A 23,492-nucleotide genomic window follows, 5' to 3' on the forward strand; every position below is an offset into this window, starting at 1 on the left:
GACGACGGTGGGCGGAGTCCCCTTCCACCCACCGTCGCCGCGCGCCAGCGCCCTCCGGTCAGGAGCCGGACTGCGCGAACGGGGCGACCATGACGGTCAGGTCGGGCAGCGTGTCCTCCTGGACGACCGACCCCTCGACGAGGATGTCGACGTACTTCTCGAGCCCGGGCATGTTGACGTCGGCCATGATCGGGTTCATCGGAGTCTGCTTCAGCGCCTCGACCGTCTGCCCGCAGTGCGACGACATGACGTCGTACATCTCCTCGGCGTTGGCCGGATCGTTGAGCTGCTCGCCGGCCTCGGTCAAGGCGTCGAAGAACGCCTCCGACTGCTCCTGGTGGGACTCGTAGAAGTCGGTGGTCTGCGCGTATCCGGCGAAGGGCATCGAGACGCCGCCGGTCACCAGCGTGTGCGGGCTGCCGATGTTCCTCAGCCCCTCCATCGACTCCACCGGCAACGGGGTCTGGGCGACGTCGACCTTGCCGGACAGGACGGCCTGCAGGAGCTGGCCACCGGGGAGCGCGACCCACTTGACGGACGACGGATCGCCGCCGTCGGCACGGATCGCCCCGGCGACCGTCGCCTCGCTGACGCCACCGACCGCGGTCAGCGCGACGGTCTTGCCCTCCAGGTCGCTGAAGCGCTCGACGTCGCTGTCCTCCTTGACCATGGCGCCCGAGGTCGCGGCCTTCTCGTCGGTCGGGAAGCCGTAGGCCGTCGCGATCCAGGTCAGCGGGGTTCCGCCCTGGATCGCCTGGATGACCTCGCCGGGGGCCGTGAACGCGACGTCGACCGATCCGCCCACCGCGGCCGCGATCGTCGTCGAGCCGCCACCGCCGGCCTCGACCAGCTCGACGTCGAGGCCGTGGTCCGCGAACAGGCCCTTGTCCTTGGCCCACCACAGCGGAATCTCGCTGCAGTAGCCCAACGAGCTGACCTTGAGGCTCTGGTCGGTGGAGCCGCCGCCGTCCGACCCTCCGCCGCCGCAACCGGCCGCGAACAGGAGCGTGGCCGCCAGCGCGGCGATCGAGCCGCCGCGGATACCTCTGGGCAATGCGCCGTGCCTCTTCATTGATGTGAACCTCTTGTCAGTTGAGTTCCGATGGGTGTCGTGGTGCCTTCGTTGCCGGAGCTGCTGGTGCTGCTGGTGCTGCGTGGTTGCTGCAAGTGGTTGCTGCAAGTGGTTGCTGCAAGTGGTTGCTGCAAGTGGTTGCTGCAGGTGGTTGCTGCAGGTGGTTGCTGCAGGTGGTTGCTGCAGGTGGTTGCTGCAGGTGGTTGCTGCAGGTGGTTGCTGCGCGTGGCGCTACAGGGCGCTGCCCTCGCGGGCCGCGGGGACCCAGCGCAGGAGCCGTGCCTCCAGGAGGCTGAAGAGCGCGTTCGAGACGACGCCGATGAACGCGATCATCACGACGCCGCTCCAGGTGTCGAGGAAGCGGAACTGGTTGCTCGACAGGACGACGTAGGCGCCGATGCCCTCCGACGCCGCGAACATCTCCGAGACGACGACCAGGATCAGGGCGATGCCCAGGCTGACGCGCAGCCCGGCCAGGATCCCGGGGCTCGCGGCCGGCAGGACGATCCGGGTGAAGTAGGACCGCCGTTTCATCCTGAGGCTCTTGGCCGATCTCAGGTAGCCCTCGTCGATCGATCGAGCGCTGTCCATCGTGTTGACCAGGATCGTCCAGAACGTGCCCAGGACGACGATCGTGATGTTCATGCCGTTGCCGATCCCGAACAGCATGATCGCCACCGGCAGCAGGGCCGTCGCTGGGATGGCGATCCCGAACCTCACGATCGGCGCCATCAGCGCGTAGGCCGTCCGATTCATTCCGAGCAGCATCCCCAGGGACACACCCAGGACGATGCTGATCGCCCAGCCCTCGGCGAACCGCCCCGCGCTCGCGACCAGCTGCTCCCACACCGTCTCGGAGAGGAAGAGGGTGCTGGCCCCGCCCGTGAACCAGGTGTCGCGCAGGTTCGCGAATATCTCCGAGACGGGCGGGACGAAGGGCGTCGACCAGATGCGTGCGACGACCTCCCACAGGACCAGCAGGAGGAGGCCGAGCCAGACATGGCTGCCGACCTGCACCACCGCGCGGTGCAGTGCTTGGCCTGCGCGCCGCAGGCTCCCCCTGGTGGACAAGGCGCCGCCGTTCGACTGGATCAAGGTGTGCGACATGGTCCGACCGCCTCCTTCATGGCCGCTGCCGACGATTTGCGTGGGACCACGGGACGAACCTGCGCTCGAGCACCATGAACCCCGTGTACTGGATGAAGCCGAGGACTCCCGTGATGACGATCCCGGCGTAGGCGTAGTCGGGATGCGTGGGGATGTCGGCCTGGAACTTGATGATCAGGTGGCCGAGGCCGGAGCCCGCCGCGACGATCTCGACACTCAGGATCACGATCAGCGCAACGCTGCCGGCGACCCGGATCCCGGTCGCGATCATGGGCAGGGCCGAGGGCAGCACCACCCTGCGCAGCACGGTGACCTTGCTCCACTGGAGGCTCTTGGCCACGGTCAGCAGCTGTGGCTCGGTGCTGCTGACCCCGTAGATCGTGTTGAGCAGGATGAGCCAGCTGATCGACGAGACGGTCAGGGCCACCTTCATGTTGGTTCCCAGCCCCAGGACCAGCACCGCAACCGGGATCAGGGCGACCAGCGGCACCGCCCGACAGGCATGCACCACCGCCAGGCTCGGCTTGCGCATGGCGGCGACGGCACCTGCGACCAGTCCCAGTGGCACCGCGATCGCGACGCCCAGCACCATCGCGAGGACCCAGGCGCGGACCGTGTCGAGGATCTCGGCGCGATATCCACCGTCTCCGACCAGGTGCACGACGCCCCGGGCCACGTCCATCGGTGGCGGCAGCGACGACGAGGCGACCAGGTCGCCGCGGGTCACCGCCCACCAGCCGAGGAGCAGCAGGCCGACGCCCAGCAGGCCCAGGAGCGGATCGCGCATCGCGAACAGGAGCGGCGTACGCCCTGGCCGCGCCGCCTTCGCCTGCGCCTCCATGGACCCCGCGGCCGCGACCCGAGCACCGGGTCGTTCCATGAGGTCGCTCACGACGCCTCGCGATCGACCTTGTGGGCGCCCATGATCAGCTCGTAGAGCTCGGCCCGGATCTCCCCGAACCGCGGATCCTGCTTGGACAGGAGCTGATCGCGCGGCCTGCTGATCGGCACCTCCAGGTCGGCGATCGTCGAGGCCGGCGAGCCCGAGAGCACCACGATCCGGTCCGACAGATAGACCGCCTCGTCGATGTCGTGGGTGACGAAGATGATCGTCTTGTTCCACTCTTGCCAGACGTTCAGGACCAGGTCCTCGAGCACGTTCCTGGTCTGGGCGTCGACCGACGCGAACGGCTCGTCCATCAGCAGGACCTTGGGCCGCGAGACCAGCGCTCGCGCGATCGCCACTCGCTGCTGCATGCCGCCCGAGAGCTGCCAGGGGTACATCGGGCCGGTCTTCTCGGGCAGACCGACCTGGGCCAGCAGGCGGTACACGCTCTCCCGACGCTCCGCCTTGCTGCTCGAGTCGCGGATCGGAACCGCGATGTTCTGTTCCACGCTCATCCACGGGAAGAGCGAACGGCTGTAGTCCTGGAACACGATCGACAGCTCTTCCGGCGGACTCGAGTAGGCCCTCCCGTCGAGCGCCAGCTCGCCCGTGGTGGGCTGGATCAGGCCGGACAGGCAGTTGAGCAGGGTCGTCTTGCCACATCCCGATGGACCCACGATCGAGACGAACTCCCCCGGGTGCACGGCGAGGTCGATCTGCTCGATGGCCTGGACCTTGCCGTGCTTGGATCGGTACTGCTTCGAAAGACCGTCGACGCGGAGCATCGGCACGGTCTCCGTCGTCGGCTCGGCGACCTTGGTGTCGGTCGTTGGCTGTGAATGCATGATGTCAATCCCGCTTCTCTGGAAGAGCTCCTCGGCATGACCGCGGGGGCGCAGGAGGCCGCGCGGTCCCGTCGTCGTAGTGGACGCCGGCTGGCCCGAGCCAGCTGGCCCGGCGAGCGCTCGTGGTCATCGCTGTTGATACGTCGGGGGTATCCGTGCTCAGGGTGCGTGCCTCGCAAGGCGGCGGCGCGACGGCATACCTGGTTGTCTACCGAGCGTCGCCGACGCGGCGAGGTGCGTGCACTGGGTGGGTAGACCCTGGGTGAATCAACGGTGATGGCCACTAGGCCCGGTAGGTCACGTTGCTCACGGCGTACTCGGGAGCGAACTCGTAGTAGTCGCGAAGCGTGACCCAGAACCTGATCAGGTCCCGCTTCATGTCGTACGCCTCGTGGTCCTCGTACTCGGTGCGCGAGTGGACGATCAGGTGGTTGTTCAGGAACTGCATGTCACCGGGCTGGAAGATCATGTCGAGGTAGATCGAGGGCGAGCTGGCCACCTCGTCGAACATGTCGAGCGCCGCGATGGATCGCTCGGTCAGCCGCGGTGCGTCCTCATGGCGCTGGGACGACTCGATGTAGCTGCGGCCGTAGCGCGCGCTGAGCCGGCCCTGGTGGGCGCTGAAGATGGGCGACAGCTGGAAGCCGGGTCCCTCCGCGTCGATCGGGAGCCGCTTGTCGAAGGCGAAGCTCTCGTAGAGCTCGGCCACCAGCTGCGGATCGCGCCGCAGCATCTCGTTGTGGATGGCGGAGGAGCTCGCGATCCGGCTTGCTCCGCCGCTCTTCGCGGCCCGTCTGCACAGCAGCGCCACGACGTCCGAGCCGTCCACGTGGTAGTCGAGGGTGGCCGTGGTCTGGTACCCGCGGACCTCGGGGTCCCGGTAGTCCTTGCCCTGATCGCGGACGTGGACCAGGAGGTCGTTGCGGGCGTTCTGCGGCAGCGGGATGCCGATGTGCGAGCCGAGGATCCAGTAGGCCAGCTCGCACTCGGGCTCGCTCAGCTCGAAGACCGGAAGCCCTCGCACCAACGAGAACCCGAGCCCGTCCGTCAGCTGGTCCAGCACCTTCGCGATCAGCGGCTCGGTACGCGGCAGCGGGTAGTCGTCGCGCGTGATCTCCCCCAGGGGCGCCCCGCTCGCCTGGGCGTCCGCCACGGCCTGCAGCAGCTCATCGATGTTCTCCTGCTCGAGAACGACGGTCGCCTCCGGCGAATCGGCCACCTCGGGGCCGACCCAGGCAGCCGGGGAGTCAATGGGCTGGATGTTGGTGTGGTCCATCGTGTGCACAAACCTTCCATCGTCGGAATTCATGGTGCGGAAACAGATCTCGTGGATACGGATCACGGCCGCGATTCGGCCTGTGTTGCGTCTCACATTGCGATCCAACGTACCGTAAAACGAGATGATCGGGACTGTCTAGAGGATCCTGGAAAAGTCCTGAAAATAGATTTCAAATAGCAAACAAGGGCGCGTCGAAGTGCGCGGTAGAGGGGGGTCTCTCCGCGCTCTCGACACGCCCTTCTGAGGCATGTTTCACGGGGCGTCCGGCACCGAGGCCGAAGCGCTGGAAAAAGAATCGCCTTTGCATTTCTTGACCGCAGGCGACGCGCGCCGCGCAGACCGGCCTGTCACTCACCGGAAATGCAATATGCGTCCGATATCTAAAATGACGATCTATCGATGGCAGGGACCACCCGAACCCGACGGAGACATCCGTTCGGGCATTCCCACCCTCCTCACGATCTCCGTTTCCTCATCCCTTCGCCATGCCGGCAGCGCCGATCGACATCTCGCCCGCCAGCCGCTCGGCGGCACCCTGCAGCAGCGGAACGGCGCGAGCGATGATGTCGTCGGTCATGCGGGCCCGAGGACCCGACACCGACACGGCCATCCAGGACATCCGCTCCGCCTTGATCGGGACGGCCACGCACCTGACCCCGATCTCCTTCTCCTCCTCGTCCATCGCATAGCCGAGTCGGCGGATCTCCGCCAGGTCGGCGAACAGTGCGGTCTCGGTGGTCAGGGTGTGCGGCGTGTAGCCCGGCAAGCCGACCCGGTCGATGACACTGCGGATCTGGTCGTCGTCCAGCTGCGCGAGCAGAGCCTTGCCCACCCCGCTGCAGTGCAGCTCGACCTGGCGTCCCACCTCGGTGAACATGCGCATCGCGTGACGTGAGGGGACCTGGGCGACGTACTCGGCGTGCGCTCCGGTCAGGATCGCGAGGTTCGCGGTCTCGCCGAGCGCATCGACCAGCTCGCCGAGGATCGTCTGGGTGTTGACGCCCACCATCGAGCTGGCGGTCGCCCCCAGCGGAACCAACCGGAACCCGAGCGCGTAGCGACGATTCGGCATCTGGCGCATGTAGCCCCGGTCGACCATGGTCTGCAGGAGCCGATGGATCGTCGGCAACGGGATGTCGGACGCCGCCGCGATCTCCCCGATCGCCAGATGGCCGCCCCCGGCGGCCACGATCTCCAGCAGGTCCAGGGCGCGATGAACCGACTGGACGCCGCCGCTGCTACGGCGCGATTCGCCGTCAGGAACCACCATCCGCCGTACCCCTCTCCTCGCCAGCGGGCCGTTTGACAACCACCCTCAGGCTGTCTAGTTTCCACTATCCAGACGGAGATTTCCACATCTCGGAAACTTACGCAAGGGGTTGGCATGCCAGATCGGGTACGCGTCGGACGGCTGAGCGTCGCGGAGGTGCTGCATCGGTTCATCGTCGAGGAGGCGCTGCCGGGCTCCGGAGTCGAGCCGGACAGCTTCTGGGCCGGCGCGGACGCGATCATCCACGAGCTCTCCGGCCGCAACGCCGCCCTGGTCGCTCGGCGCCGTGAGCTGCAGCAGCTCATCGACGACTACCACCGGGCCGCCCCGGGCTCGCCCGACCCCGCCGCCTACCGGCGCTTCCTCGAGGAGATCGGCTACCTGGCCGAGGACCCCGAGGACTTCGCGATCACCACCGCGGGCGTGGACGTCGAGATCGCCGAGCAGGCCGGTCCGCAGCTCGTCGTACCGCTGCTCAACGCCCGGTTCGCGACGAACGCCGCCAACGCGCGGTGGGGGTCGCTGTACGACGCGCTCTACGGCACCGACGCGATCCCGGAGGACGACCTCCTCGCCCGCGGCGCCGGCTACAACACCGTGCGCGGCGCCGAGGTCATCGCGCGGGGACGCGCACTGCTCGACGCCCACTTCGGCCTTGCCGGCGGCTCCCATGTCGACGCGACGTCGTACTCGATCGACGCGCAGGGCCTGGCCGTCCACGTCAAGGACGAGGTGCTGCGCCTGGCGGACCCGACACAGCTGGTCGGTCACCGCGGGCCGGCCGGCGAGCCCGACGCGATCGTCCTGGTCCACCACGGACTGCACCTCGAGATCCTGATCGACCGCGCCGACACCGTCGGCTCGACGGACACCGCCGGCGTCAAGGACCTCGTGCTGGAGTCGGCGGTCTCGACGATCATGGACCTCGAGGACTCGGTCGCGGCGGTCGACGCCGACGACAAGGTGCAGGCCTACCGCAACTGGCTGCGCCTCATGCAGGGCACGTTGGCCGCGGAGGTCACCAAGAACGGGCGCACGTTCACCCGCGCGATGAACCCCGACCGGGAGTGCACGTCGCCCGGAGGCGAGACCGTGACGCTCCACGGTCGCTCCCTGCTCTTCATCCGCCAGGTCGGGCACCTCATGACGACCGACGCGGTGCTCGACGAGCACGGCGACGAGGTGCCCGAGGGCATCCTCGACGCGCTGGTCACCGGGCTCGGCAGCGTCCACGACCTGCGCGGCAACTCGCGCCTGCGCAACTCACGCACGGGCTCGATGTACGTCGTCAAGCCCAAGCTGCACGGTCCCGACGAGGTCGCCTTCACGTGCGAGCTGTTCGCCCGGGTCGAGGAGGTCCTGGGCCTGGCCCCGCTCACGATCAAGATCGGCATCATGGACGAGGAGCGGCGGACCAGCCTCAACCTGAAGTCCTGCATCTCGGCCGCGCGCGATCGGGTCGCCTTCATCAACACCGGGTTCCTGGACCGGACCGGCGACGAGATCCACACCTCGATGCAGGCCGGTCCCCTGGTCCGCAAGAACGACATGCGAAGCGCGACCTGGATCCGCGCCTACGAGGCGTCCAACGTCGACATCGGCCTGGCCTGCGGTCTCCGGGGGCGCGCGCAGATCGGCAAGGGCATGTGGGCCGCGCCCGACAACATGGCCGAGATGCTCGCCAAGAAGATCGACCATCCCCGGTCGGGCGCCACCTGCGCCTGGGTGCCGTCGCCGACGGCCGCGACCCTCCATGCGATCCACTATCACCAGGTCGACGTGCACCGGGTGCAGCGCGAGCTCGCGGGAAGGAGCCGCACGTCGAAGGCGGAGCTCCTGACGATCCCCCTGGGCGACCCGGCCGCATGGTCCGCCGCCGAGCGGCAGGCCGAGCTCGACAACAACATCCAGGGGACGCTGGGGTACGTCGTGCGGTGGATCGACGCGGGCGTCGGCTGCTCGAAGGTGCCGGACATCGACGGCGTTCCGCTCATGGAGGACCGCGCGACCTGCCGGATCTCCTCGCAGCACGTCGCGAACTGGCTCGCGCACGGCGTCGTCTCGGCCGACCAGGTCGAGGAGACGCTGCGCCGGATGGCCATGGTCGTGGACGGTCAGAATGCCGACGACCCGACGTACGTCCCGATGGCGCCCGCCTACGACGGCGAGGCCTTCCTCGCCGCACGCGACCTCGTCCTCCAGGCGACGGAGCAGCCCAGCGGCTACACCGAGCCGATCCTGCATCGGCGCCGGGTGACCGCCAAGACCCACACCACCAGGAGCAGCTGATGTCCCTCGACCTCGCCACCGCCCGCGCGATGATCGCCGCCGCCCTCGACCATGGATCCGCGGCGGGCCTCAAGCCGCTGACGGCGGTGGTGCTCGACGCCGGCGGCCATCTCATCGCCGCCGAGCGCTCCGACGGCTCGTCCAACAAGCGGTTCGAGATCGCCTTCGGCAAGGCCCACGGGGCGATCTCGCTCGGCATGGGGTCCCGCGCGCTGATGGCCCGCGCCGAGCAGCAGGGCTACTTCGTCGCCGCCGTGACCTCGGCCGTCGGCGGGGCGCTCGTGCCGGTCCCCGGCGGCGTGCTGGTCAAGGACGGTGGCGGGACCGTGATCGGCGCCCTCGGTGTCACCGGGGACACCTCGGACCACGACGAGGCGGCCGCCGTGGCCGGCATCGAGTCCGTCGGACTCCTCCCCCAGCCCGACTGAGCCGCCGGTCCCAGGGAGGCATCAGCCGGTGGTGCCGGGCGTCAGTGCTCGGCCCGGCCCACCGGCTGGTCCGGAGCCGCGGCGGACGTCGGCGCCCGCCGCTCCCGCGCGGCGAACACCGTGGCGGCCGCGGGGATCATCAGCGCCGCGATGACGAGCAGCGTCTCCAGGGTGCCGACATGGTCAGCGAGCAGCCCGAGCAGCGGCGGCCCGGCCAGGAAGGCGGTGTAGCCGATCGTGGAGACCGCGCTCACCCGGCGGGCGGCGCGCAGCGGGTCGTCCGCGGCCGCGCTCATGCCGACCGGGAAGCCCAGCGAGGCACCGAGGCCCCACACCACGATGCCGATCCCGACGAGCACGATGCTGCCGCCGAACACGATGAGCAGGATGCCGGCGAACGCCGCGGCGGCACTGCTCCACAGCACGGGGGCGCGGCCGTAGCGGTCGAGGACCACCGGGCCGTAGAGGCGGCCGGCCATCATCGAGCAGACGAAGACGGTGAAGCCGGTGACGCCGACCCAGTGCCGCACGTCGTACCCGTCGATCAGCGCGAGCGACAGCCAGTCGTTGGCGGCCCCCTCGGAGAGCGCGAACGCCATCACCATGACGCCGATCGCCAGCGTGCGCGGCTCGCGCCACGGCGACCAGCCGGTCGACGTGGCGCTGTCCGGGTGCTCCTCCTTCGCGGGGAGGTACGCCGCGGCCGCGCGCCAGGTCGCGATCGCGGCCAGCACCGCGAAGCCGGGCACGTGCAGCAGCAGCGGCGCGTGCAGGGCCGCCATCGGGATGCCGATGCCGGCGCCGGCGAACGAGCCGAGGCTCCAGCCGGCGTGGAAGCGCGGCATGATCGTCCGCTCGAGGCGGTGCTCCACCTCGGCGGCCTCGACGTTCATCGAGACGTCCCAGGTCGCGATGCCGATGCCGTCGACGAAGAAGCCGATCGCGGTCAGCGCGATCAGGTCGGTCACCACGCCGGTCATCGCGACGGTCAGCCCGACGGAGACCAGCACCGCACCGAACCGGGTCACGGCGGCGGCGCTGTAGCGGTCGATGAGCCGGCCGCTGAGCGGCAGCGCGATCACCGATCCGATCGAGATGGCGAGCAGCAGCAGGCCGAGGGAGGCGTTGCCGAGGTCGAGCGCGCTGCGGATGTCGGGCAGCCGGGAGACCATGGTGGCGAAGCAGAAGCCGTTGAGTGCGAAGCTCAGCGCCACCGCGTTGCGGGTGTGGAGCAGGGACGTCACCGCCCCAGCGTTCCCGATCCGGCACCGCTCCTCCAAACCGGTACCCGACCGGTCCCAGACGGGCCGCGTCAGAAGCCGTGGGTACGGCGCAGGCCGGCGAACCAGTCGGCGAACACCGGGATCCGCCACGACGCGGCCTGCACGAGCGCGGCATCGGCGTGCCGGGCCGCGAGCTCCGACTCCCCGACCGCTGCCGCGGCCATGGCCAGGTAGGCGTCCACCGGGCCGATCGCCAGCGCGGAGCCACCGCAGGCGCTGCGGCCCGACGCCGGCGCCAGCCGCTCGTAGGCGCCCGCGGCGAGGCCGCGCTCGCCGAGGTAGAGCGCCAGCTCGGCGCCGTGGGCCCAGGCGAGCAGCGAGATCTCGTTGTGGTGCTCCAGCGGCGCGCCGCGGGCGGCGTACGTCGCCCGCGCCCGCTCGTGCTCCCCGGCCCGCCAGAGGAAGACCGCGATGCTCGCCGCGAAGGGGTACGACGACTCGTCGAACATCTCGAGCACCGGCACCATGTCGAGCGACCGCCCCTGCCACAGGGAGATCGCGAGCCGCGCGGCGAGCACGGTCTCGCCGCCGGTGTCGTGCGTGATCCGCCGGTCGAGCGCCTCCAGGTGCTCCAGGTGACGCGCGCAGTCGTCCCAGCGGCCCGCCATCGCCAGCCACGGCAGCTCCAGGCCCTCGAGCGCCAGCTCGCCGAACGCGATCCGCAACTCCTCGGCCTGTGCTCGCGCGGCGGCGGCCTGGGACCACATCTCGTCGATCCGGCCGGCCTCGCCCAGCGCCGCCGCTCGCAGCACCGAGGAGACCAGGTGCGCCCGGGGTCGGCCGAGTCGGTCGGCCAGCTCGACGGCCTCGGTGATGATCTCCAGGCGGTACGGCGCGTTGCTCGGCGCCCAGAGCCCCGCGAAGTAGATCTGGCAGGCGTCCAGCAGCAGCACCGGGTCGCCGAGCCGCCGGGCCATCGCCAGCCCCTCGTCGGCGAGCGCGGTCAGCTCGTCGAAGGAGGCGCTCTCGCCGAGCTCGTTGGCCAGGGCGAGCAGCACCCGGCAGCGCAGCGCGCCGTCCTCCGGCGGGAGCCGGTCCAGGCTGCCCCGCAGCGCTCCCACGACGGTCGGGTTGACCTCGCCGGGCCCGGCCGAGCGCCACAGCACGCCCTGGCTGGTCGACACCGCGGCGGCGGCGACCGCCTCGGGGTCGCGCAGCTGCTTGCCGGTCTCGATCGCCTGCTCGACGCTCGCGACCAGGTCGGGCAGCTGAGCGGCCCAGCGGTAGGACTCGATCAGCGCGGTCAGGATCGCGTAGCGGTCCCGCGGCGTCCCCTGCCCGTCGCCGTCGAGGGAGACCAGCGCGCCCTCGAGCAGCTCGGCCGCCTCGTCGTACGCATAGAGCCGCCGGGAGAGGTCAGCGGCGTCGACGGCCGCGCGCCAGGCCCGGTCGGCGTACGACGGGCCGGCCTCGCGCCAGTGCCGGGCCAGCTCCGTCTCGCGTCCGGGCGCCCCGCTGAGCGCCTCGGCCACCCGGGCATGGGTGCGCGCCCGACGGCTCAGGCTCAGCCCGGCCCGGAGGGTGTCGCGGACCAGGGCGTGCGCGAAGAGGTACCGGTCGATGCCGTCCTCGCGGACCAGCCCGGCCGCCTGCGCGGGCTCCACGACGTCGAGCAGGTCGTCCTCGTCGATGCCGGTGACGGTCGCCAGCGTCGGGACGTCGAACGTCCGGCCGATCACCGACGCCGACCGCAGCGCCGCGACCGTCGCCTCCGGCAGCCGGGCCAGGCGCTGGTTGAGCACGTCGGCGACCGCGCCCGGCAGCTCCTCACCCTCGCCGCCCCCGCTGCCGAGCCGGGCGAGCTCGACCAGGAAGAACGGGTTGCCGTCGGTGCGCTCGCGCAGCACCGCAACGGCGGCCGGGGCCAGCTCGCGGGACGCGATGCTGGCGAAGACCGCCGCCGCCTCGGTGGGGGCGAGGCCGGACAGCTCGACGCGGACGGCGTGCATCCGGGCGAGCGCCTCCGAGACCTCGGCCAGCAGCCCGCTCGCCTCCGCCGGGCTGCGCCAGGTGGCGACGACGAGGAGCCGGGCCAGGTCGCTGGTCTCGACCAGCAGCCGGAGCACGCGCAGGGTCGAGGCGTCGGCCCACTGCAGGTCGTCGAGCACCACCACGACGGTCCGGTCTCGAGCGGCGCTCCGGACCGTCTCGACGATCCGCTCCCAGGCCCGGAACTGCTCGCCGTCCCCGCCGTCACCGGCGGCACCGGTCGTCGTCTCGTCGAGGAGGCTGGCGCCGAGTCCCTCGAGCACGGAGCGCCACGGCCACAGCGGCGGCGCGCCGTCGTCCTGCGAGCACCGGCCCACCAGGGCGAGCATGCCCCGCTGCCGAGCGCGGGCGATCAGCTCGGCCGCGAGCCGCGACTTGCCGATGCCGGGCTCGCCGGTGATCACGGCGTACGACGGAGCGCCCCCGTCGGCGCGCTCGATGGTCGCGAGCAGCGCCGCCAGGTCCTCGTCCCGCCCGACCATCGGCCAGGGCGCGACCGGCTCGGCCTCGGCGGCCGGCCCCGGGCTGGGCCGCGGGGCATCGGGAGTCTCGGGAACCGGCGGCGACGCGGTCGCGGCAACGCGGGGACGCACCCACTCCAGGTCAGGGTCCTGACGCAGCACCGCGGCCTGCAGCTCGCGCAGGTCGGCCGACGGCTCGATCCCGAGCTCCTCGTCGAGGACGCCCCGCAGCCGGGCGAGCGCGTCGAGCGCGTCGGCCTGGCGGCCGCTGCGGGTCAGGGCGACCGCGCAGAGCGCCCACAGCCGCTCGCGCAGCGGGTGGGCCGCGATCAGCGCCTCGAGCTCGGCGACCACCGCCGCGTGCCGGCCCAGGGCCAGCTCGACGACCGCCCGGTCCTCGACCGCGACCAGCCGCAGCTCCTCGAGGCGCGCACGCTCGGCGACCGCCGGGTCGGCGTCACCGAGCTCGGCGTACGGCGTACCGCGCCAGAGGTCGAGCGCCTCGGCCAGCGCCGCGGCGGAGCGCTCCAGGTCGGGCTCGCCCAGCGGTGCCGCTCCCCAGACTGGCAGCGGCTGCAACCTCCGGTGCTCGTCGGAGACGGCCCGCTCGAACCGGTGTGCGTCGAGGTCGTCGCCGGGCACCCGCAGCGCGTAGCCCGGTGCCACGGTGACCAGCACCTCGGCCGGCGCCCGGCGCTGCCGCCCCGGCTCCAGCACGCGCCGCAGGTGGGAGACGTACCCCTGGAGCGTGCCGGTCACCCCGGGCGGGGCGCCGTCTCCCCAGAGCAGGTCGACGATCCCGTCCACCGAGACCGGCCGGCCGCCGGAGAGCGCGAGCGCTGCGACGAGTGCGCGCTGCTTCGGGGTGCCGAGGTCGACCGGCGCGCCCGCGAGCCGGACCTCGACCGGACCCAGCACCGACACCTCCACGCCGGAAGCGTAGATCCCGGCGGCCCGGCTCCGCTCCCAGTCGGCTCGAAGCGATCTCCAAGTCGGCGGGCGCAAGGTCATCCCACCGATCGATCCACCACCACAGGAGTCATCACCATGACCATCGAGCTCAACGACGCACCTGCCGCTGCCCTGAGCGGGCTGCTGCCCGGTCGCCTCCACCTCCCCGGCGACGCGGGCTACGACACGGCCCGGGTCGCCTGGAACCTCGCCGTCGACCAGCGCCCGGCCGCCGTCGCGCTCCCCCGCAACGCCGCCGAGGTCGCCACCGTCGTCCGCCAGGCCGCCGCGGCCGGCCTGCGGGTCGCCCCGCAGAGCACCGGCCACAACGCCGGCCCGCTGGCCGCCCAGGGACTCGACGACGTCGTCATCCTGCGCACCTCGGAGATGAGCACCGCCATCGCCGACCCGGTGCGCGGCATCGTCCGGGTCGAGGGCGGTGCGACCTGGGAGCCCGCCGTCGACGCCGCGGCCGCGCACCACCGCGCCGTGCTGCACGGCTCCTCCCCCGACGTAGGCGTCGCCGGCTACAGCCTCGGCGGCGGCATCGGCTGGTACGCCCGCAAGCTCGGCCTCGCCACGAACAGCATCACGGCCGTCGAGATCGTGATCGGCGACGGGACGCTGGTCCGCGCCGACGCCCACACCAACGCCGAGCTCTTCTGGGCGGTGCGCGGTGGGGGCGGCAGCTTCGGCATCGTCACGGCACTCGAGTTCGCGATGTTCGACCTCGCGACGGCGTACGCCGGCTTCCTCATGTGGGACCTCGCCGACATCGAGCCGGTGCTGCGCGAGTGGGCGGCCTGGGCGCCCGGCGCTCCGGACGAGATCACCACCGCCTTCCGGGCGATGCGGATCCCGCCCCTGCCGGACCTGCCGGACTTCCTCAGCGGCAAGGAGATCGCGATCATCGACGGCGCCGTGCTCGGCTCCGACGAGCGCGGCGAACAGCTGCTCGCCGGCCTGCGGGCGCTGCGGCCGACCATGGACACCTTCGCCCGGGTCCCCGCCAAGTCGCTGGTGCGACTGCACATGGACCCCGAGGGCGGGACCCCCGTGGCCGGGGACTCGACGATGCTCGGCTCCTTCCCCGACGCAGCGGTCGATGCCTTCATCGCCGAGGCCGGGCCGGACGCCCGGAGCTCGCTGCTGATGGCCGAGCTCCGTCAGCTCGGCGGCGCGCTCGCCCGCCCGCACCTCGGTGGCGGCGTGCTGCACCGGCTCGATGCGCAGTTCCTCACGTTCGCCGCCGGCATGGCGATGACCCCGGAGATGGGTGCGCAGGCGCACGCGGACGCCGTACGGCTCAACCAGGCGCTCGAGCCGTTCCAGAACGGGCGGCAGTACTCGAACTTCGCCGAGAACCCGGTCGACTCCCGGTCGTTCTTCGACGCCGGGGCCTGGACCCAGCTCGCCGGCATCCGCAGCGCCGTCGATCCGCACGGCGTCTTCGTGGCCAACCACCCGATCCCGCGCCTGTTCGAGGACGGCCACCCCACCGCCTGACTGGGGTGGGGTTGCCACGGGGTCGCTCCCATCCCTCCGTTTCCCCGGCCGACCGGGGAAACGACGACGACACGCCGGCTCTCACCGGGGTGGTCAGGGAAACCGAAGACGACACGCCGCGCACCATCGGCGAGTCCTCACCGCTTTGCCTGACCACCCCCAGCCGAGGAGCCACCGGACGGTTCTCCCACCCACGGCAAGGCCCCCGATCCCAGAAGCCACCGGAGTCCCTCCAATCCCCGGCTGACCGGGGAAACGACGACGACACGCCGGCGACGATCGGCGAGTCCTCACCGCTTCACCTGACCACCCGGCAACACCTAGTGGTCGTCGCTGGAAGTTCCTCGGCCACCCGGAGAACTTCCGGTGATGGCCACTGGATGACTAATTCCAAGGGATCGTGCAAGCGAGCGGCGCTCAGCGCCGCTCCGGCAAGGCGCCGATGCGTCGGCAGACTGGACGTCTTTCAAGCGTCGGCAACGCCGCCGGAGCGGATGATGAGCGTCGCGCAGCGTGCGAGGCCTTGGAATTAGTCATCTAGCGGGGGCCGCGGGTCCAGTCGGTGCCGGGAGGGCCGGACTCGAGCCAGGACTGGAAGCCCATCAGCGAGGCCGGCGACATGGCCAGCTCGACCGGGCCGGACGGCGTCCGGCAGGAGATGACGACGTGCTCGGGGTAGAGCGAGATCTGCTCCGGACCCTCGGGCTCGCGCCGGCCGGTGTAGGTCACCTCGGAGCGCTGGAGCACCCGCTTGGGTCGCGGCCAGAGCGAGAAGTAGCGGAACCACTCCAGGGACTCCCCGGAGTAGCGGCCGAGGCCGAGAAGCCAACCGCGCCCGACATGAGCATGTCGGACGCGGTAGCTGAGCTCGAAAGTGCCGCCGTGGCGAGAGAGCAGACGTCGCCGGACGATCAGGCCCAGGCCGTAGAGGACGGCGAGAACGAGCAGCACGCCAGCGGCATCCAGGAGCCACTGCCACACCGGCATCCACGCCCTCCGTCCACTCCATTGCCGTGGGTGCACACCCTAGCGGCACCCCGGCAATGGAGCGGAAGCGGGTCGCTCAGGATCAGGAGGCCTTCTCGACGGCCCGGATCCGGGCCTCGGCACGACGCAGCCGGCGCTCGGCCTCGTCGTTGGCGCCGACGACGTTGCGGGCCTCCTCCAGCTCCGCACGCGCCGCGTCGACGTCGATCTCGTGCGGCAGCTGGGCGTGGTCGGAGAGGATCGACACCCGGCCGTCGGCGACCGACACGAAGCCGCCGTCGACGACCGCCACCACGACACCGCCGTCGGGGGTGGAGATCTCCACCACCGCATCGGTCAGCAGCGACAGGAGTGGCGCGTGGCCACGCAGGATGCCGACATCGCCCTCGGTGGTCCGGGCGATGACCATCTCCGCCTCCCCGGACCACACGGTGCGGTCCGGGGCGACCAGCTCGACCCGGAGCGGGGCGCTCTCGGCAGCCATCAGAGGTTCTTCTGGATCTCGGCCCACTTCTGCTCGACGTCGTCCAGACCGCCGCACATGAAGAAGGCCTGCTCGGCCACGTGGTCGTACTCGCCGTCCGCGATCTTGTTGAACGCCTCGATGGTGTCGGCCACCGCGACGGTCGAGCCCTCGATGCCCGTGAACTGCTTCGCCACGTAGGTGTTCTGGGAGAGGAACCGCTGGATCCGGCGGGCCCGGGACACGATGATCTTGTCCTCTTCGGACAGTTCGTCGACACCGAGGATCGCGATGATGTCCTGGAGCTCCTTGTTGCGCTGCAGGATCTGCTTGACCCGGATCGCGCAGTTGTAGTGCTCGGCACCGATGTACTGCGGGTCGAGGATCCGCGACGTGGAGGTCAGCGGGTCCACGGCCGGGTAGATACCGAGCGACGCGATCTCACGCGAGAGCTCGGTGGTCGCGTCGAGGTGCGCGAACGTGGTCGCCGGTGCCGGGTCGGTGTAGTCGTCCGCGGGCACGTAGATCGCCTGCATCGAGGTGATCGAGTGGCCGCGGGTCGAGGTGATCCGCTCCTGGAGCACGCCCATCTCGTCGGCGAGGTTCGGCTGGTAGCCCACCGCGGAGGGCATCCGGCCGAGCAGCGTCGAGACCTCGGAGCCGGCCTGGGTGAACCGGAAGATGTTGTCGATGAAGAGCAGCACGTCCTGCTGCTGCACGTCGCGGAAGTACTCCGCCATCGTCAGCGCGGACAGCGCGACCCGGAGACGGGTGCCCGGGGGCTCGTCCATCTGGCCGAAGACGAGGGCGGTCTGACCGAGAACGCCGGCCTCCTCCATCTCGACCATCAGGTCGTTGCCCTCACGGGTGCGCTCGCCGACACCGGCGAACACCGAGACACCACCGTGGTCGCGGGCGACCCGCGCGATCATCTCCTGGATGAGCACGGTCTTGCCCACGCCCGCGCCGCCGAACAGGCCGATCTTGCCACCCTGCACGTACGGCGTGAGCAGGTCGATCACCTTGATGCCGGTCTCGAACATCTGCGTCTTCGACTCGAGCTGGTCGAAGGCGGGCGCCTTGCGGTGGATGCCCCACCGCTCGTTGACCTCGAAGGTCTCGCCCTCGGCGAGGTTCAGCACGTCGCCGGTGGTGTTGAAGACCTTGCCCAGGGTCGCGTCGCCGACCGGCACGGTGATCGGGCCGCCGGTGTCGGTCACCTGCGCGCCGCGCACCAGGCCGTCGGTCGGCTTCAGCGAGATCGCGCGGACCATGCCGTCGCCGATGTGCTGGGCGACCTCCAGCGGGAGCACCGAGGTCTCACCGCTCAGGGTGACGTCGACCTCGAGCTTGTTGTAGATGTCGGGCATCGCGTCCACGGGGAACTCGATGTCGACCACGGGGCCGATGACCCGGGCGATGCGGCCGACGCCAGCAGTGCCGGTCCCCTGCGTCTCTTCGATCGTTGCAGTCATGTCTTTCACTCACTCCCGGCTTGGGCGTCGGCGAGCGCGTTGACGCCTCCGACGATCTCGCTGATTTCCTGGGTAATGCCGGCCTGGCGGGCCTGGTTGGCGATTCGCGTGTACTTCTTGATCAGCTCTTCGGCGTTGTCGGTCGCCGACTTCATCGCCTTCTGGCGAGCGGCGAGCTCGGAGGCCGCGGCCTGCAGCAACGCGAAGAAGATCCGGCTCTCGACGTACCGCGGCAGCAGCGAGTCGAGCACGGCCTCGGCGGACGGCTCGAACTCGTAGAGCGGCAGCGCCTCCTCCTTGGACGGCGCCTCGGTGCCCTCGACGACCTCGAGCGGCAGCAGCCGCACCGCCGTGGGCTCCTGCACCAGCATCGAGCGGAAGCGCGTGAAGACCACGTGCACCTCGTCGACGCCCTCGCCCTCCTCGTCGACGAACGCCGAGATCAGCGCCTGCGACACCTCGTGGGCGGCCTCGAGCGACGGCTGGTCGGAGAAGCCGGTCCAGGACCGGACCACCGAGCGGCCGCGGAACTTGAAGTAGGCCTCGCCCTTGCGGCCGCAGATGTACGTCGCGACCTGCTTGCCCTCCTCGCGGAGCTTCTCCGCCAGGCGCTCGGCCTCCTTGATCACGCTCGAGCTGTAGGCACCGGCCAGACCGCGGTCGCTGGTCACGACCAGCACCGCGGCCCGGGTGGCGTTCTCCGGCTCGGTCGTCAGCGGGTGGTCGACGTTCGAGAACGTCGCCACCGCGGAGACGGCACGGGTCAGCTCACGCGCGTACGGCGCGGCCGACTGCGCCCGCTGCTGCGCCTTGATGATGCGGGACGCAGCAATGAGCTCCATGGCGCGCGTGATCTTCTTCATCGACTCCGTCGACTTGATCCGCGCGCGGTACTCACGCAGCGATACGGCCATGGAGGATCAGCCCCGCTTCTGCTTGACGATCTGCTCCTGCTCGACGTCCTCGTCGGCCAGCGCCTCGGCCTGCGCCTCCTTGCCGACCTTGATCGAGCCACCGTCGGAGGTCTCGAACTGGTCGAGGAAGGCGTCGTAGGCCAGCACGAGCGAGGCCTCGTCCTCGAACTTCAGCGTCTCGCGGATGCCGGCGAGGATGCCGTCGTGCGAGCGGCGGAGGTAGTCGAGGAACTCCTGCTCGAAGCGGATCACGTCGTTGACCGGGACCCGGTCGAGGCGGCCGGAGGTGCCGAGCCAGAGCGACACGGTCATGTCCTCCAGCGCGTACGGCGAGTACGCCGGCTGCTTCAGCAGTGCCATCAGGCGCTGGCCGCGGTCGAGCTGCTGGCGCGAGGCGGCATCGAGGTCGGAGGCGAACATCGCGAACGCCTCCATCGCGCGGAACTGCGCCAGGTCGACCTTGAGCGAGCCGGTGACGGCCTTCATCGCCTTGGTCATCGCGGCGCCACCCACGCGGGAGACCGACACACCGACGTCGATCGCCGGGCGCTGGTTGGCCGCGAAGAGGTCGGACTGCAGGAAGATCTGGCCGTCGGTGATCGAGATGACGTTGGTCGGGATGAACGCCGAGACGTCGTTGGCCTTGGTCTCGATGATCGGCAGGCCGGTCATCGAGCCCGCGCCGAGGTCGTCGGAGAGCTTCGCGCAGCGCTCGAGCAGGCGGCTGTGCAGGTAGAACACGTCGCCCGGGTAGGCCTCACGGCCCGGCGGGCGGCGCAGCAGCAGCGACACGGCGCGGTAGGCCTCGGCCTGCTTGGTCAGGTCGTCGAAGACGATCAGCACGTGCTTGCCGTCGTACATCCAGTGCTGGCCGATGGCCGAGCCGGTGTACGGCGCGAGGTACTTGAAGCCCGCGCTGTCGGACGCCGGGGCGGCCACGATCGTGGTGTACTCCAGCGCGCCGGCCTCCTCGAGGGCGCCACGCACGGAGGCGATGGTCGAGCCCTTCTGGCCGATCGCGACGTAGATGCAGCGCACCTGCTTCGTCGGGTCGCCGGAGTCCCAGTTCTGCTTCTGGTTGATGATCGTGTCGATCGCGATCGTGGTCTTGCCGGTCGCGCGGTCGCCGATGATCAGCTGCCGCTGACCGCGGCCGATCGGCGTCATGGAGTCGATCGCCTTAATGCCGGTGGCCAGCGGCTCGTGGACCGACTTGCGCTGTACGACCGTGGGCGCCTGCAGCTCGAGGGCGCGGCGCTCGCTGGACTCGATCGTGCCGAGCCCGTCGATCGGGTTGCCGAGGGGGTCGACGACGCGGCCCATGTAGCCGTCGCCCACCGGGACCGAGAGGATCTCGCCGGTACGACGGACCGTCTGGCCCTCCTCGATCTTGTCGAAGTCACCGAGGATGACCACGCCGATCTCGCGGGTGTCGAGGTTCAGCGCGATGCCGAGCGTGCCGTCCTCGAACTCCAGCAGCTCGTTGGCCATCGCCGAGGGCAGGCCGCTGACGCGCGCGATGCCGTCACCGGCCGATGCGACGGTGCCGACCTCTTCCTTGCTGGCGGCGTCGGGCTGGTACTCGGACACGAACCGCTGCAGCGCGTCCCGGATCTCCTCCGGACGGATCGAAAGCTCCGTCATATCTGCGTCCCTACTCTCTTGGGCTCTGGTGGGGCTGGTGTTCTACGTGTGTGGGTGCCGGCTGGGTGGCGGTCAGCCGGCCAGCTTGCGTCGGGCGGAGTCGAGGCGGGCGGCGACGGTGCCGTCGATGACGTCGTCGCCGATCTCGACCCGCATGCCGCCGAGCAGGCCCGGGTCCACCTCGACGTTCAGGTGCACCGGGCGGTCGTACTGCGCGCTGAGTGCCGCCGCGAGGCGGCCCTGCTCGGCATCGGTGAGCTGGCGAGCCACCCGCACGTGCGCGACTCCCTCGCCCTGGGTCGCCGCGGCGACCTTCTGGTACTCCGTGACCGCGGCGTGGAAGGAGCGGAACGAGCCCGCGAGGGCCTGCTCCACCAGCGCGATCGTCGCCGGCAGCGCGCGGTCGTCGAGCAGCCGCCGCAGCAGCTGTCGCTTGTCCGCCTCCGTGCGGGCCGGGTCGGAGAGCGCGATGCGGAGATCGGCGTTCTCCTCGACGACCTGGGCGACGGTGAACAGCTCGTCGGAGAGCCGACCCGCCTCGCGACGGCCGGCCGACCGGACGGTGGCGATCACGCCGAGGTGCTCGAGCGCGTCCGCGAGATCGCGAGCCGCGACCCAGCGCAGCCCGACGCCCTCGGCGAGCACCTCGAGGCCCTCCGACCCGACCTTGCCCTCGAGCAGCCCCCGGACCAGGGCGGCCTTGGCCGCCGCCGGCGTCGAGACGTCGGTGACCGCCCGGCGCAGCGCCGGCTCGGACCGCAGGAGCTCGGCCAGGCGGAACAGGTCCTGGCCGAGGTCCGCGAACTGCTCGAGCGTGTCGCGGTCGTTGTCGACGCGCTCGCCGAGGACCTGCAGCGCCTCCGCGGAGGAGCCTCGCAGGGAGCTCAGGGCGTGCACCATCAGTTCGCTCCGTTGCCCGCGGCCGCGGAGGCCTCGATCGTCTCGAGGTCGACGAGGAACCGCTCGACGACGCGCGCGGAGCGGTCGTCGTCCTCGAGGCTCTCGCCGACGATGCGGCCGGCGAGGCTGGTCGCCAGCGAGCCCACCTCGGCCCGCAGGGCGGTGACCGCCTGCTGACGCTCGGCCTCGATCTGGGCCTTGCCGTGCTCGACGATGCGCGCGGACTCGGCCTGGGCCTGGTCCCGCATCTCGGCGACGATCGCGGCACCGTGCTCACGGGCCTCTTCGCGGATCCGAGCGGCCTCGTGGCGGGCGTCCGCCAGCTGCTGCTCGAGGTCGGCGAGCTTGGCATCGGCCTCGGCCTGCTTGTCCTCGGCCGCGGCGAGGCCACCCTCGATGGCCTTGGTCCGCTCCTCGAAGGTGGTCTCGAAGTTCGGAACCACCCACTTCTTCACCGCGAAGAAGAGCAGGCCGAAGACGACCAGCGAGAGGACGATCTCGATGGTGTGCGGCAGGAGCGGGTTGAGCTTCCCGTCCTCCGCCGCCTGCGTCGCCAAGGGGGCGATCAGTGCTTGCATGGCAGGTCCTTCCGGGGTCCTACGTCAGAAGTGGGTCGGACCGGTCAGAGAACGAACGCGAGGGCGATACCGATGATCGCCAGCGCCTCGGCGAGCGCGAAGCCGAGGATCGCGATCGACTGCAGGCGGCTCTGGGCCTCGGGCTGGCGGGCGACACCGCTGATGTAGGCGGCGAAGATCAGACCGATACCGACACCGGGGCCGATCGCAGCCAGGCCGTAACCGATCATGTTGAGGTTGCCGTCCACGGCAGTTTCCTTTCGGTTGGTACTACTTCAGGTACTGATTCAGGTGTTGTGCGGGGTGAGACTTGGGGGAACGCCGGAGGGCGTGGGGCAGGTCAGTGCTCCTCGGCGACCGCGCCCGAGATGTACATGGCGTTCAGCAGGACGAACACGTATGCCTGCAGGAACTGGATCAGGATCTCGAGGAACGCCACGAGGATGAACAGCACCCAGGCGAGCACGCCGACCGGGGCGTAGGCGCCGCCCATCTCGACGATGAGGTACTCGCCGCCGAGGGCGAACAGGATCAGCAGCAGGTGGCCGGCGAACATGTTGCAGAACAGACGCAGGGCCAGCGTGACCGGGCGGACCAGGATGTTCGACATGAACTCCAGCGGCACCAGCAGGATGAGCATGGGGCCGCCGATGCCCGGCGGCACCGTCTGGTGCTTGAGGTAGCCGACGAAGCCGTGCCGCTGGATGCCCGCGGCGTTGTAGATCACCCAGCTCAGGATCGCGAGGCTGTAGACCATGCCGGCCCGCGAGAAGGTCGGGAACTGGATGAACGGGATGGTCGCGAAGAGGTTGTTGACCAGGATGAAGAAGAACAGCGCGAAGAGGTACGGCACGTACCGCGCGAAGTCGTGCGCCCCGATGATGTCGCGGCCCATCGAGTTGCGGACGAAGCCGTAGGCGCCCTCGCCGACGAACTGCAGCCTGCTCGGCACCATCGCCCGGCGCCGCGACGCGGCCCAGAAGAAGACGAACACCACGACCGCCGCGAGCACGATCTGCAGCATCGGCTTGGTGACACCGAGCACGAAGGACTGGCCGAACATCTCGAAGGTGTCGTGGCCACCCCCGATCGCCGGGAGATCGAAGTCCCCCGGTCCGGGCGGCGTGAAGCCATCGGCGCGCACCACGGCGGCTGCGTAGGTCAC

At 70.5% G+C, this 23,492-nt stretch carries 20 protein-coding genes; 3 read left to right on the top strand and 17 right to left on the bottom strand.

What is annotated here, in order from left to right; all coding sequences use genetic code 11:
• Positions 1 to 58 precede the first annotated feature (58 nt).
• From FHU40_RS02600 to FHU40_RS02625, 6 genes are all read right to left on the bottom strand, one after another.
• On the bottom strand, positions 59 to 1,072 hold the full coding sequence (locus tag FHU40_RS02600) for an ABC transporter substrate-binding protein (protein ID WP_183590721.1): 1,014 nt from the start codon (positions 1,070 to 1,072) through the stop codon (positions 59 to 61).
• Between the two features lie 231 nt (positions 1,073 to 1,303).
• Positions 1,304 to 2,179 (bottom strand): ABC transporter permease, encoded by an 876-nt coding sequence (locus FHU40_RS02605; RefSeq protein ID WP_183590722.1) that lies wholly within the window; start codon positions 2,177 to 2,179, stop codon positions 1,304 to 1,306.
• Between the two features lie 16 nt (positions 2,180 to 2,195).
• Positions 2,196 to 3,071, bottom strand: a complete 876-nt coding sequence (locus FHU40_RS27935; RefSeq protein WP_183590723.1) for an ABC transporter permease — start codon at positions 3,069 to 3,071, stop codon at positions 2,196 to 2,198.
• Positions 3,068 to 3,910, bottom strand: a complete 843-nt coding sequence (locus FHU40_RS02615; RefSeq protein WP_246389914.1) for an ABC transporter ATP-binding protein — start codon at positions 3,908 to 3,910, stop codon at positions 3,068 to 3,070. Before FHU40_RS02615 ends, FHU40_RS27935 begins: the two co-directional genes overlap by 4 nt.
• A gap of 283 nt (positions 3,911 to 4,193) precedes the next feature.
• Positions 4,194 to 5,186: a TauD/TfdA family dioxygenase gene (locus FHU40_RS02620; protein WP_183590724.1), complete on the bottom strand. Its 993-nt coding sequence runs from the start codon at positions 5,184 to 5,186 to the stop codon at positions 4,194 to 4,196.
• Positions 5,187 to 5,661: 475 nt separating this feature from the next.
• Positions 5,662 to 6,459 carry an IclR family transcriptional regulator gene (locus FHU40_RS02625; protein WP_183590725.1) on the bottom strand — a complete coding sequence of 266 codons (798 nt, stop codon included), beginning with the start codon at positions 6,457 to 6,459 and terminating at the stop codon, positions 5,662 to 5,664.
• Between the two features lie 114 nt (positions 6,460 to 6,573).
• On the opposite strand from FHU40_RS02625, the gene FHU40_RS02630 reads away from it, so the two are divergent.
• Both FHU40_RS02630 and FHU40_RS02635 read left to right on the top strand, forming a co-directional pair.
• Positions 6,574 to 8,748, top strand: coding sequence for a malate synthase G (locus FHU40_RS02630; RefSeq protein ID WP_183590726.1), 2,175 nt, complete (start codon positions 6,574 to 6,576; stop codon positions 8,746 to 8,748).
• Positions 8,748 to 9,176, top strand: a complete 429-nt coding sequence (locus tag FHU40_RS02635; RefSeq protein WP_183590727.1) for a GlcG/HbpS family heme-binding protein — start codon at positions 8,748 to 8,750, stop codon at positions 9,174 to 9,176. Before FHU40_RS02630 ends, FHU40_RS02635 begins: the two co-directional genes overlap by 1 nt.
• 41 nt (positions 9,177 to 9,217) lie before the next feature.
• Here the strand turns inward: FHU40_RS02635 and FHU40_RS02640 are convergent, their stop codons facing one another.
• Both FHU40_RS02640 and FHU40_RS02645 read right to left on the bottom strand, forming a co-directional pair.
• On the bottom strand, positions 9,218 to 10,420 hold the full coding sequence (locus FHU40_RS02640) for an MFS transporter (RefSeq protein ID WP_183590728.1): 1,203 nt from the start codon (positions 10,418 to 10,420) through the stop codon (positions 9,218 to 9,220).
• A gap of 68 nt (positions 10,421 to 10,488) precedes the next feature.
• The gene (locus FHU40_RS02645) at positions 10,489 to 13,839 is read right to left on the bottom strand and encodes a BTAD domain-containing putative transcriptional regulator (protein ID WP_183590729.1); all 3,351 of its coding nucleotides are present in this window, start codon (positions 13,837 to 13,839) and stop codon (positions 10,489 to 10,491) included.
• Between the two features lie 117 nt (positions 13,840 to 13,956).
• Between FHU40_RS02645 and FHU40_RS02650 the strand changes: the two genes are divergently transcribed.
• The gene (locus FHU40_RS02650; protein ID WP_183590730.1) at positions 13,957 to 15,366 is read left to right on the top strand and encodes an FAD-binding oxidoreductase; all 1,410 of its coding nucleotides are present in this window, start codon (positions 13,957 to 13,959) and stop codon (positions 15,364 to 15,366) included.
• A gap of 537 nt (positions 15,367 to 15,903) precedes the next feature.
• On the opposite strand, the gene FHU40_RS02655 is transcribed toward FHU40_RS02650, so the two are convergent.
• The 9 genes from FHU40_RS02655 to atpB all read right to left on the bottom strand — a co-directional run bounded on the left by FHU40_RS02655 (position 15,904) and on the right by atpB (position 23,492).
• Positions 15,904 to 16,353 (bottom strand): DUF2550 domain-containing protein, encoded by a 450-nt coding sequence (locus FHU40_RS02655; protein WP_183590731.1) that lies wholly within the window; start codon positions 16,351 to 16,353, stop codon positions 15,904 to 15,906.
• An 82-nt stretch (positions 16,354 to 16,435) separates the two neighbouring features.
• A complete protein-coding gene (locus tag FHU40_RS02660; RefSeq protein WP_183590732.1) occupies positions 16,436 to 16,837 on the bottom strand; it encodes a F0F1 ATP synthase subunit epsilon in 402 nt (133 codons plus the stop codon).
• Positions 16,837 to 18,291 (bottom strand): F0F1 ATP synthase subunit beta, encoded by a 1,455-nt coding sequence (atpD, locus tag FHU40_RS02665; protein ID WP_183590733.1) that lies wholly within the window; start codon positions 18,289 to 18,291, stop codon positions 16,837 to 16,839. The genes FHU40_RS02660 and atpD overlap by 1 nt, the downstream gene beginning before the upstream one ends.
• Positions 18,292 to 18,296: 5 nt before the next feature.
• Positions 18,297 to 19,205, bottom strand: coding sequence for a F0F1 ATP synthase subunit gamma (locus tag FHU40_RS02670; RefSeq protein ID WP_183590734.1), 909 nt, complete (start codon positions 19,203 to 19,205; stop codon positions 18,297 to 18,299).
• Positions 19,206 to 19,211: 6 nt separating this feature from the next.
• Positions 19,212 to 20,849, bottom strand: a complete 1,638-nt coding sequence (gene atpA / locus FHU40_RS02675; RefSeq protein ID WP_183590735.1) for a F0F1 ATP synthase subunit alpha — start codon at positions 20,847 to 20,849, stop codon at positions 19,212 to 19,214.
• Positions 20,850 to 20,921: 72 nt separating this feature from the next.
• Complete coding sequence (locus tag FHU40_RS02680) at positions 20,922 to 21,749, bottom strand: F0F1 ATP synthase subunit delta (protein ID WP_183590736.1); 828 nt, start codon at positions 21,747 to 21,749, stop codon at positions 20,922 to 20,924.
• Positions 21,749 to 22,327, bottom strand: a complete 579-nt coding sequence (locus tag FHU40_RS02685) for a F0F1 ATP synthase subunit B (protein ID WP_183590737.1) — start codon at positions 22,325 to 22,327, stop codon at positions 21,749 to 21,751. Before FHU40_RS02685 ends, FHU40_RS02680 begins: the two co-directional genes overlap by 1 nt.
• Before the next feature lie 44 nt (positions 22,328 to 22,371).
• Positions 22,372 to 22,575 (bottom strand): ATP synthase F0 subunit C, encoded by a 204-nt coding sequence (gene atpE, locus FHU40_RS02690; RefSeq protein ID WP_056908071.1) that lies wholly within the window; start codon positions 22,573 to 22,575, stop codon positions 22,372 to 22,374.
• 92 nt (positions 22,576 to 22,667) lie between these two features.
• Positions 22,668 to 23,492 (bottom strand): F0F1 ATP synthase subunit A, encoded by an 825-nt coding sequence (gene atpB / locus FHU40_RS02695; RefSeq protein WP_183590738.1) that lies wholly within the window; start codon positions 23,490 to 23,492, stop codon positions 22,668 to 22,670.

This window comes from Nocardioides soli (assembly GCF_014191495.1).
Taxonomy (GTDB): Bacteria; Actinomycetota; Actinomycetes; order Propionibacteriales; family Nocardioidaceae; genus Nocardioides; species Nocardioides soli.

Excerpts from the sequence above, each read along its gene's own strand:
- FHU40_RS02600 (WP_183590721.1), bottom strand. The coding sequence starts at position 1,072 with ATGAAGAGGCACGGCGCATTGCCCAGAGGTATCCGCGGCGGCTCGATC.
- FHU40_RS02605 (WP_183590722.1), bottom strand. The coding sequence starts at position 2,179 with ATGTCGCACACCTTGATCCAGTCGAACGGCGGCGCCTTGTCCACCAGG.
- FHU40_RS02615 (WP_246389914.1), bottom strand. The coding sequence starts at position 3,910 with ATGCATTCACAGCCAACGACCGACACCAAGGTCGCCGAGCCGACGACG.
- FHU40_RS02620 (WP_183590724.1), bottom strand. The coding sequence starts at position 5,186 with ATGGACCACACCAACATCCAGCCCATTGACTCCCCGGCTGCCTGGGTC.
- FHU40_RS02625 (WP_183590725.1), bottom strand. The coding sequence starts at position 6,459 with ATGGTGGTTCCTGACGGCGAATCGCGCCGTAGCAGCGGCGGCGTCCAG.
- FHU40_RS02630 (WP_183590726.1), top strand. The coding sequence starts at position 6,574 with ATGCCAGATCGGGTACGCGTCGGACGGCTGAGCGTCGCGGAGGTGCTG.
- FHU40_RS02635 (WP_183590727.1), top strand. The coding sequence starts at position 8,748 with ATGTCCCTCGACCTCGCCACCGCCCGCGCGATGATCGCCGCCGCCCTC.
- FHU40_RS02650 (WP_183590730.1), top strand. The coding sequence starts at position 13,957 with ATGACCATCGAGCTCAACGACGCACCTGCCGCTGCCCTGAGCGGGCTG.
- FHU40_RS02655 (WP_183590731.1), bottom strand. The coding sequence starts at position 16,353 with ATGCCGGTGTGGCAGTGGCTCCTGGATGCCGCTGGCGTGCTGCTCGTT.
- FHU40_RS02660 (WP_183590732.1), bottom strand. The coding sequence starts at position 16,837 with ATGGCTGCCGAGAGCGCCCCGCTCCGGGTCGAGCTGGTCGCCCCGGAC.
- atpD (WP_183590733.1), bottom strand. The coding sequence starts at position 18,291 with ATGACTGCAACGATCGAAGAGACGCAGGGGACCGGCACTGCTGGCGTC.
- FHU40_RS02670 (WP_183590734.1), bottom strand. The coding sequence starts at position 19,205 with ATGGCCGTATCGCTGCGTGAGTACCGCGCGCGGATCAAGTCGACGGAG.
- atpA (WP_183590735.1), bottom strand. The coding sequence starts at position 20,849 with ATGACGGAGCTTTCGATCCGTCCGGAGGAGATCCGGGACGCGCTGCAG.
- FHU40_RS02680 (WP_183590736.1), bottom strand. The coding sequence starts at position 21,749 with ATGGTGCACGCCCTGAGCTCCCTGCGAGGCTCCTCCGCGGAGGCGCTG.
- FHU40_RS02685 (WP_183590737.1), bottom strand. The coding sequence starts at position 22,327 with ATGCAAGCACTGATCGCCCCCTTGGCGACGCAGGCGGCGGAGGACGGG.